This window comes from Halomonas sp. 707B3 (assembly GCF_024158645.1).
Classification (GTDB): domain Bacteria; phylum Pseudomonadota; class Gammaproteobacteria; order Pseudomonadales; family Halomonadaceae; genus Vreelandella; species Vreelandella lionensis.
Map to the genome: position 1 here is coordinate 1 of NZ_JAMZBE010000150.1, position 8,448 is coordinate 8,448.

Genomic DNA, 8,448 nt, shown 5'->3' on the forward strand with positions numbered 1-8,448 from the left:
GGGGGAAGGGTCTTTGAGCATATCGGCCACCACTAAAAACGATACGCTTATCAAAGCAAAACCCTGGCCGAAGGGCCAGGGCTTTGTCAGCAGTCTGAAACCCCCGCAAGCGCGGGGGTTTTCTCTTTCAGCGCTAATTCAGCACTATTTTAGAACTAACTCAGCACTAATTTATCACTACAGCGCCTGGGCGCTTACTCGATAATGCTGACGTCATCGGCCTGCAGGCCGCGATCATTTTTAATCACGTGATAGCGAACAATCTGGCCTTCGGCCAGCATACGCGGGCCACGACCACGAATGGCACGGAAGTGAACAAACACATCTTCTCCGTTATCGCGAGTAATAAAGCCGTAGCCTTTGTTGGTGTTAAACCACTTTACTTCACCCTCTTCACGGCCATCGTTGGGGTCGATGATATCTTCCTCTTCATCATCTTCCACCGTAGGAGCAGGTGCTTGGGGCTGGCGCGGCGCAGGCTTAACCCGAGCCACATCTGCCTTCACAACCATTGGTGGCGCCAGGGCAGCCGCCGCTAACGTGCCGATAAACAACATAATAAAGCAGCCAAAGGCTACCGCGGCATATACGCTAAAAGCAGCTTCGGCTAACCACTGCTCAGCCAGAGGTGCATTGGTTAAATGAACAATCCCTGCCAGAAGAAGCGGCGTGGGGGCGGCGAGTAAGACACTGATAAAGAAACAGCGAAAAACAACTTTTGGGTTCATAGATGATAAAAGCTCTCTTGTTGTATGGGTAACAGACGAAGGACAATACTCGAACTACCAGGCCCATTCCTAACAGTACCGAGCATACTACACAAGGTGACGATGTTATCATGACAAACGAATTATCGCCTGCTGAGCTCGCTCAACGTCTTGAATCGTTGGAGAGTCGGCTGGCCTATCAGGAGCACTGGCTGGACACTCTGGATCAAGCGGTCGCCCAGCAGGAGCGCCGCTTGGAAAAACTGGAGCAGCTAAGCGCCTTGATGCGCGAACGGCTACGCGAGCAGCATCAGGCGCTCCAGGCGGGCGACTCCCAAGGCAGTTTTCGTCCAGAAGACGATATCCCACCCCACTATTAAGCCACGGCTCGCGGCTTCTTGCCCGCCCAAAAGCGGTGGGATTACTTCACCATGCTGGCCGGGTCAACGCTTTCCAGCCCAAATGCATCGGCAACGGCACGATAGGTCACCTTGCCGTTGTGAACGTTAAGGCCGGGCAGGAAGTGCGCATCATCGGCTAATGCTTTCTGCCAGCCTTTATCCGCCAGCGCCAGCACGAAGGGCAGCGTGGCGTTGGTCAGTCCTAAGGTAGAGGTACGCGCCACAGCACCGGGCATATTGGCCACGCAGTAGTGCACAATACCATCCACGATATAGGTAGGCTCAGCGTGGGTGGTGGGCTTGCTGGTTTCAAAGCAGCCGCCTTGGTCAATCGCCACATCCACCAGCACGCTGCCCGGCTTCATATCTGCCAGCATGGCGCGAGTAATCAGCTTCGGCGCAGCGGCGCCTGGAATCAGCACGGCACCGACAATCATATCCGCCGTTCTTACCGCGTGATCCAGCGCATCCGCCGTGGAGTAGACGGTTTTGATGCGCCCCTGGTAGCGGTCATCCAGCACTTCCAGGCGGGCGATCGATTTATCTAAAATCGTGACATCCGCCCCTAAGCCCAGCGCCATGCGTGCCGCGTTCTCACCTACCACGCCGCCGCCAATCACGGTCACACTCCCTGGCGCCACCCCCGGCACGCCCGGCAACAGCACGCCAGAGCCGCCCTGCGCCTTTTCCAGGCTATGCGCCCCTGCCTGCACCGCCATGCGGCCCGCCACGGTGCTCATGGGGGCTAACAGCGGCAGGCCGCCTTTAGCATCGGTGATGGTTTCGTAGGCAATACAGGTAGCACCGCTCTTCATTAGCCCTTGGGTGAGAGACTTTTCAGCGGCTAAGTGCAGGTAGGTAAACAGCGTATGCGCAGGGGTGAGACGCGCGACTTCCTCTGGCTGCGGCTCTTTGACTTTCAAGATCAGCTCGGCGTTTTGCCACAGCGCATCAACATTTGGCTCGATAGTAGCGCCAGCCTGCTGGTAATCGCCATCTTGAAAGCCAGCGCCTTCACCCGCGCCAGCCTGCACGCTCACTGTATGGCCCCGCCCAGTTAGCTCGCGCGCGCCGGTGGGCGTCAGTGCGACGCGGTATTCATGGTTTTTGATCTCTTTTGGGACGGCAATTTTCATGGTTGGCTCTCCTGATTCAGGCACATGTCGTACGTTGCTAAGTGCATTACAGCACAGCAAACAAGAACCACCACCCCTGGACAGAAAAACAAAAAAAACGCCGGTTAAGGCGTTTTTTAGCAGAAGAATCTAGCGGTTAAGGGCGCTAGGCGAAAAAATCAACGCCCCTATTAAACGTCACTCTTCGTTCACCACCGCACCACCATAAATACGCTGGTACTCTTCAGGCAGGCGTTTCGGGCGGCCGCTTGAGAGCGCGACACAGGCAAACCGAGTACGGGCGTTCAGCAGCGTTTTGCCATCCACAACGCGCTTGAGCTGAAAGCGGCGCGTTAGGCTAAAGCGGCCGTCGCACGCCACGATCCACGTCGCCAGCTGCAGCGCGTCACCCGCAAAGGCGGGCGCGAGATAGTCCAGCTCATGGCGGTGCACCACCATTGCCCTATCCAGAGCTTGATAGCGCTCAAGGGATAGCCCCAACGCTTCGGAGTGCGCCCAGCTAATTTGCTCAACCCAGCGCAAGTACTCGCTGTTATTAACGTGCTGGTAGGCGTCAATCGCCTCTGGCAGCACGTTTAAGTCAATGACAAACGGATCTGGCAGTGCCCACTCCATGTGGCTATCTCCTCTCTTTGAAGACCTCTATCAGTTCACCACTAATGACCGTGCTTAGTCGCGGAACACGCGCACGCCTAGCGCCTTCAAGTACGACGTCTCCGGTATGGCCGGGTGTACCGGGTGATCCGGCCCTTGGTGGCCCTGGAAGATCACCTGACCTTGGCGGTCCTGGTGGCGCACTGCACCGCGCACCACATCGACCAAACGATCAGGGGCAAGGTGCATGGAGCAGGATGCCGACAGCAGCAGGCCATCGCGGCCCAGCAAACGCATCGCCTCACGGTTCAGGCGCGAGTAGGCGCGCTCGCCGTTGGGGATATCCTTACGCTTTTTGATAAACGCAGGCGGATCGAGAATCACCACATCGAACTGCTCGCCATCTGCCTTTAGCGCCGCCAGGGCTTCAAAAGCATCGCCTTCGCCGATCGCCACTTGCTCTTGAACGCCGTTCAGCTCGGCGTTGCGCGCCACTTGCTCCAGCGCCGCGCCGGATGCATCCACGCAGAGCACTTCTGATGCACCGCTGGCCGCCGCCTGAACGCCCCAACCACCCACGTAGCTGAATACGTCCAGCACGCGCTTACCGGCCACTTGGCTGTTGAGCCAAGCACGGTTCACACGATGATCGTAGAACCAGCCGGTTTTCTGGCCGTTTAGCACCGGCACGGCAAAGGTGACGCCATTTTCGACCAGCAGCACTTCATCGGGCAGCGTACCTTTGACGACTTCTACGTGGGCTTCCAGGCCCTCCTGGCGGCGGCCACCGGTATCGTTACGGAAGACGATAGCACTCGGCTTAACCACTTTCTCCAGGGCGTCAACGATATCTTCCGCCAGTGCCTGCATACCGGCAGTGTTGAGCTGCACCACCAGCACATCGCCAAAGCGGTCAATCACCAGCCCAGGCAGCAGGTCACCCTCGCCATGAATCAGGCGGTAAAACGGCTGATCAAACATACGCTGACGCAGCGCCAGCGCCTGATTAAAACGGTGAACAAACAGCGAGCGATCCAGACGCATCTCCGGGTCGCGAGACATGATGCGGCCGCAAATCAGCGAATGAGGATTAACATAAGCAACGCCTAACGTTTTACCGTTGGACGCCTCTACCAGCACAGGTTCACCCGCTGCGAAATTTTTCAGGGGCGTTTCTTTGATGTCCACTTCGTTGGAGTAGATCCACAGATGGCCAGCTTTCAAGCGGCGATCAGCGTTTTTATTCAAGCGCAGGCGTTGGGTCACAACAATCTCCAAAAGAGCCGACTTACCAAGCACATAGGCCCAGTAAGGGTAAGCAAAACAATTCACCGCCTAAGGCGGTCATTAACGCTGGCAGCTAGGGCAAAACACGCTCGCTCGCTGGCCAAGCGTTATGCGTCGCAGCTCGCTGCCACAGCGTAAGCAGGGCTGGCCGTGGCGGCCATACACATTGAGCTGCTGGGCAAAGTAGCCCGGCTCGCCCTGCCCGCTGACAAAATCACGCAGCGTGGTGCCACCTTGGGTAATGGCCGCCGCCAACACCTCTTTCACCGCCGCCGCTAGCGCGTCGTAGCACGCTTGGGAAATTCGCCCCGCCGCACGGCGCGGGTCGATGCTTGCCATAAACAGCGCTTCGGCGGCATAAATATTGCCCGCACCCACCACCACACGGTTGTCCATCAAAAAGGGCTTTACTGCCACCCGCTTGTCACGGGACAGGCGGTAGAGCCACTGGCCGTTGAAGGCATCGCTAAGCGGTTCAGGGCCAAGGTGGGCAAGGCGGGTATCGCGGCTGCCGTCGCCCTGCTGCCAGTCGACAAACCCAAACCGACGCGGGTCATGGTAGCGCAGCACGTAGCCGCTGGCGGTCACCACATCCACATGGTCGTGCTTTTTCGGCAAATCCCCCAGGCGGGCAATACGCAGGCTGCCCGACATGCCTAAGTGCCACAGCAGCGTGGCACTGCCATCAGCGGTGGCTAGCGGAATCTGCAGGTATTTAGCTCGTCGGGCCAACTCGCCCACTCGCGCGCCGATTAAGCGTTCGGCCAGGTCGTCCGGCACTGGTACCCGCAGGCGCGGCTGGCGCACCCGCACTTCGGTAATTTCTTGCCCCTCTATATAGGGGGCGATGCCACGTCGCGTGGTTTCAACTTCAGGCAGTTCGGGCATGATGAAAGCCTATGATGACAGCACAGTGACAGCGATTAACGGCCAAGGCGCTAACGACAGACATGCAAAAACCCGGCTTTAGGCCGGGTTTTTCAACAGGCGCTCGCCTGCGGTGAAAGCCGATCATCGTAATCGCGATTACTTGATCTTGGCTTCCTTGTAGATAACGTGCTTACGGACCACCGGGTCGTATTTCTTGAATTCGAACTTATCCGGGGTGTTCCGCTTGTTCTTATCAGTGGTGTAGAAGTGGCCTGTACCGGCACTAGACACCAGCTTGATCTTATCGCGCATGGTTTAACTCTCCCAAAAGTGCTTAGCAAAAAGCTGGCTTAGATAGCGTCGCCGCGTTTGCGGATATCGGCCAGAACCGTCTCGATACCTTTCTTGTCGATGATACGCATACCTTTAGAGGAAACGCGCAGCTTGACGAAGCGGTTTTCAGACTCAACCCAAAAACGATGGGTGTGCAGGTTCGGCAAGAAACGACGACGTGTCTTACGCTGGGAGTGAGAAACGTTATTACCAGTTACCGGACGCTTGCCGGTAACCTGACATACTTTGGACATGAGAGCCTCCAACCGCTTGGCGAGTTGTTCAAAACTGTCGGGCAAACCGGAGCAGGGAGGGAGTCGACGCAGTTAACCGCCTAGCTGTACCCAAATCCGTTATTCAACCCAAGTTCAAAGGTGGCACTTTATACCAGAGCACCTAGCTACCAGCAAGCGAAACCGCCAAAAAAGGCCAAAAAAGCGCATTTTTGGACAATTTACTTAGAAAAGGGGCAGCGGCCTGACGACCAGCCACGCGTCTTTTATTGCTAAGATTATTGCTTATAGCCAGCCACGCTCGGCAAATGACACCACTTCTCCGTCCCCCACCACAAAATGATCGAGTACCCGCACGTCAAAGAGTGCAAGGGCATCTTTTAAGCGTTCAGTGATACGTCGATCAGCATCGCTGGGCTCAGCCACACCCGATGGGTGATTGTGGGCCAGGATGACAGCACCAGCGTGTAATTCCAGCGCACGCTTGGCAACTTCGCGGGGATAAACGGATGCGCTGTCTAGGGTACCGCGAAATAGGGATTCATAGCGAATAATTCGATGCTGTGTATCCAAAAAAAGTACGGCGAACTCTTCATGCCCCAAGTGACGCAGCTGTGAGCTTAAATAGTGGCGCACCAACGCAGGCGACGTTAGGGCATTGCCACGAGCCAGTTGGCTGGCCAAATGCCGTCGAGAGAGCTCTAGGGTGGCCTGCAACTGGGCAAATTTAGCACTTCCCAGACCACGGGCGGAGCAGAACTGGGTTTGGTCCGCCTCAAGCAACTGCCTTAACCCCCCAAAATTCGCCAGCAAGTCCCGCGCCAAGTCTACCGCCGAGCGCCCCTGCACGCCTACTCGCAGAAAAATCGCTAACAGCTCGGCATCCGAAAGTGCCTGCGCGCCCATATTCAACAGCTTTTCCCGTGGCCGCTCACCTTCGGGCCAATGATTAATCCCCATCCACGCCTCCCTAATGGTTCTTTTAACGCACTGCCATGACCGCCAGCCTCACTATACCTAGCATTATGGCGAATCTGCCGAGCATGCCAAAATAATCAGCCAAATGGTATGGTAAGCCCCTTGTTGATCGTCACACTGGACTGCCCACCATGGCCCCACTTTCGCACTCTCCCTTATCGTCGCTAGCGGGTAAGCGCCTACTGCTGGGCGTTAGCGCCGGCATCGCAGCCTACAAAAGCGCCCTTATCGTGCGGCTGCTAAAACAGGCTGGCTGCGAGGTTCGTGTAGTGATGACCGAGGGAGCCCAAGCGTTTATTACTCCTCTTACCCTACAGGCTCTTTCCGGCGAACCGGTGCGTACCTCGCTACTCGACCCTGAAGCGGAAGCTGGCATGGGGCATATCGAGCTGGCCCGCTGGGCGGATGCCATCGTCATCGCCCCGGCCACCGCCGACTTGATCGCGCGGCTGGTCCATGGCATGGCGGATGACTTACTGACCACTCTATGCCTTGCTTCTGAAGCACCGCGCCTCATCGCCCCAGCGATGAATCAGGCCATGTGGCGCCACCCAGCCACTCAGCGCAATGTGAAACAGCTGGCCACCGATGGCTGGCAGCTGATTGGCCCGGCGGCGGGCGATCAGGCCTGCGGCGACGTCGGCCCAGGGCGCATGAGCGAGCCTGCAGAGATCCTGGAAGCAGTGACCCAGAGCTTTGTGACAAAGAACTTTGCGTCGCCCGTCGCCGCTTCCGCCAGCGCTCCCCACGTGGTGGTCACCGCTGGCCCCACCCGCGAGGCGCTGGACCCGGTGCGCTACCTGTCAAATCACAGCTCGGGGAAAATGGGCTACGCCCTGGCCGCGGAAGCGGCCGCCCAAGGGGCGCGGGTAACGCTGATCAGCGGCCCGGTGAACCTGCCTACTCCCCAAGGAGTCGAGCGGCTCAACGTCGAAACCGCCGTACAGATGCACGAAGCATCGCTTAAGCTGGCCCCCCAAGCGGCGCTGTTTATCGGCTGCGCGGCGGTAGCCGACTACCGCGCGGAAAGCGCTGCCGAGCACAAGCTTAAAAAAACCGATGACCGGGATACGCTGACGCTCACGCTGGTGAAAAATCCAGACATCATTGCCGACGTAGCGGCGCTGCCTAAAGGTCAGCGCCCCTTTGTGGTGGGCTTTGCCGCCGAGACCCAGGACATCGAGCGCTACGCCCAGGACAAACTGGCCCGCAAAGGGCTGGATATGATCGTCGCCAACGATGTTTCCCAGCAGGGCCTAGGCTTTGGCAGCGACGACAACGCGGCGCTGCTGCTATGGCGACCGCCTACCCAAAACGAGCAGTTTGTTGCCCCGCCGCAACCCAAAACTCAACTGGCAGCGCTGATTATTCAGCATGCACTCAAGCAACTCTCTTTGATCTCTTCTGGAGCCTGACCATGAGCAGCCCCCGCCCTCGCCTGCAGTGCAATGTGTTGGATGAGCGCCTGCACGATTACCTCCCCTCCTACGCCACGGCAGGCTCTGCGGGCATGGATTTACGGGCCCTGCTGGATGCCCCCCTCACCCTTGCCCCCGGCGAATGCCAACTCGTACGCACCGGCCTTGCCATCTATATTGAAGATCCAGGCTTGGCGGGCATGATTCTGCCGCGCTCTGGCCTCGGCCATAAACACGGCATCGTGCTGGGTAACCTGGTTGGGCTCATCGACTCCGACTACCAGGGCGAGCTAATGATCTCGGTATGGAATCGCGGCCAGGACAGCTTCACGATTGCGCCCTTCGAGCGGCTCGCCCAGTACGTTCTGGTCCCCGTGGTGCAAGCTGAACTCGATATCGTCGATAGCTTTACCGACTCTACTCGCGGCAGCGGCGGTTTCGGCAGCACCGGCCGTCAGTAACCCCGTTCGCCAGCCCACTCCCTTTCAGCG

Annotated in this window: 11 protein-coding genes; 3 read left to right on the forward strand and 8 right to left on the reverse strand. The window is 58.0% G+C overall.

Translation table 11 applies throughout. The annotated features are described in order from the left end of the window. Positions 1-194: 194 nt before the first annotated feature. Entirely contained in the window at positions 195-728 is a 534-nt protein-coding gene (locus BIS10_RS18950) for a cold-shock protein (protein ID WP_273682104.1), read from the reverse strand. A 110-nt stretch (positions 729-838) separates the two neighbouring features. On the opposite strand from BIS10_RS18950, the gene BIS10_RS15605 reads away from it, so the two are divergent. After that, complete coding sequence (locus BIS10_RS15605) at positions 839-1,087, forward strand: SlyX family protein (RefSeq protein WP_044629733.1); 249 nt, start codon at positions 839-841, stop codon at positions 1,085-1,087. 41 nt (positions 1,088-1,128) lie between these two features. Here the strand turns inward: BIS10_RS15605 and ald are convergent, their stop codons facing one another. From ald to radC, 7 genes are all read right to left on the reverse strand, one after another. Beyond that, complete coding sequence (gene ald, locus BIS10_RS15610; protein WP_253506486.1) at positions 1,129-2,244, reverse strand: alanine dehydrogenase; 1,116 nt, start codon at positions 2,242-2,244, stop codon at positions 1,129-1,131. A gap of 177 nt (positions 2,245-2,421) precedes the next feature. Continuing rightward, the gene (locus tag BIS10_RS15615) at positions 2,422-2,859 is read right to left on the reverse strand and encodes a thioesterase family protein (RefSeq protein ID WP_083023192.1); all 438 of its coding nucleotides are present in this window, start codon (positions 2,857-2,859) and stop codon (positions 2,422-2,424) included. 54 nt (positions 2,860-2,913) lie between these two features. Further along, positions 2,914-4,104: a class I SAM-dependent rRNA methyltransferase gene (locus BIS10_RS15620; protein ID WP_253506488.1), complete on the reverse strand. Its 1,191-nt coding sequence runs from the start codon at positions 4,102-4,104 to the stop codon at positions 2,914-2,916. Between the two features lie 81 nt (positions 4,105-4,185). Further along, a complete protein-coding gene (gene mutM / locus BIS10_RS15625; protein ID WP_253506491.1) occupies positions 4,186-5,013 on the reverse strand; it encodes a bifunctional DNA-formamidopyrimidine glycosylase/DNA-(apurinic or apyrimidinic site) lyase in 828 nt (275 codons plus the stop codon). Between the two features lie 138 nt (positions 5,014-5,151). Next, positions 5,152-5,307 carry a 50S ribosomal protein L33 gene (rpmG, locus tag BIS10_RS15630; protein ID WP_009098622.1) on the reverse strand — a complete coding sequence of 52 codons (156 nt, stop codon included), beginning with the start codon at positions 5,305-5,307 and terminating at the stop codon, positions 5,152-5,154. A gap of 38 nt (positions 5,308-5,345) precedes the next feature. Continuing rightward, positions 5,346-5,582, reverse strand: coding sequence for a 50S ribosomal protein L28 (rpmB, locus tag BIS10_RS15635; protein ID WP_038481085.1), 237 nt, complete (start codon positions 5,580-5,582; stop codon positions 5,346-5,348). A gap of 264 nt (positions 5,583-5,846) precedes the next feature. Continuing rightward, a complete protein-coding gene (gene radC, locus BIS10_RS15640) occupies positions 5,847-6,521 on the reverse strand; it encodes a DNA repair protein RadC (RefSeq protein WP_044629736.1) in 675 nt (224 codons plus the stop codon). A gap of 149 nt (positions 6,522-6,670) precedes the next feature. Here radC and coaBC point away from each other — a divergent pair, with 149 nt between their 5' ends. Then, positions 6,671-7,954 carry a bifunctional phosphopantothenoylcysteine decarboxylase/phosphopantothenate--cysteine ligase CoaBC gene (gene coaBC / locus BIS10_RS15645; RefSeq protein WP_253506493.1) on the forward strand — a complete coding sequence of 428 codons (1,284 nt, stop codon included), beginning with the start codon at positions 6,671-6,673 and terminating at the stop codon, positions 7,952-7,954. Positions 7,955-7,956: 2 nt separating this feature from the next. Then, on the forward strand, positions 7,957-8,418 hold the full coding sequence (gene dut, locus BIS10_RS15650) for a dUTP diphosphatase (RefSeq protein ID WP_083023243.1): 462 nt from the start codon (positions 7,957-7,959) through the stop codon (positions 8,416-8,418). Positions 8,419-8,448: the final 30 nt, after the last annotated feature.

Bases quoted from the DNA above. Each gene is read 5' to 3' on its own strand.
- BIS10_RS18950 (WP_273682104.1), bottom strand. From the start codon at position 728: ATGAACCCAAAAGTTGTTTTTCGCTGTTTCTTTATCAGTGTCTTACTC.
- BIS10_RS15605 (WP_044629733.1), top strand. From the start codon at position 839: ATGACAAACGAATTATCGCCTGCTGAGCTCGCTCAACGTCTTGAATCG.
- ald (WP_253506486.1), bottom strand. From the start codon at position 2,244: ATGAAAATTGCCGTCCCAAAAGAGATCAAAAACCATGAATACCGCGTC.
- BIS10_RS15615 (WP_083023192.1), bottom strand. From the start codon at position 2,859: ATGGAGTGGGCACTGCCAGATCCGTTTGTCATTGACTTAAACGTGCTG.
- mutM (WP_253506491.1), bottom strand. From the start codon at position 5,013: ATGCCCGAACTGCCTGAAGTTGAAACCACGCGACGTGGCATCGCCCCC.
- rpmG (WP_009098622.1), bottom strand. From the start codon at position 5,307: ATGCGCGATAAGATCAAGCTGGTGTCTAGTGCCGGTACAGGCCACTTC.
- rpmB (WP_038481085.1), bottom strand. From the start codon at position 5,582: ATGTCCAAAGTATGTCAGGTTACCGGCAAGCGTCCGGTAACTGGTAAT.
- radC (WP_044629736.1), bottom strand. From the start codon at position 6,521: ATGGGGATTAATCATTGGCCCGAAGGTGAGCGGCCACGGGAAAAGCTG.
- coaBC (WP_253506493.1), top strand. From the start codon at position 6,671: ATGGCCCCACTTTCGCACTCTCCCTTATCGTCGCTAGCGGGTAAGCGC.
- dut (WP_083023243.1), top strand. From the start codon at position 7,957: ATGAGCAGCCCCCGCCCTCGCCTGCAGTGCAATGTGTTGGATGAGCGC.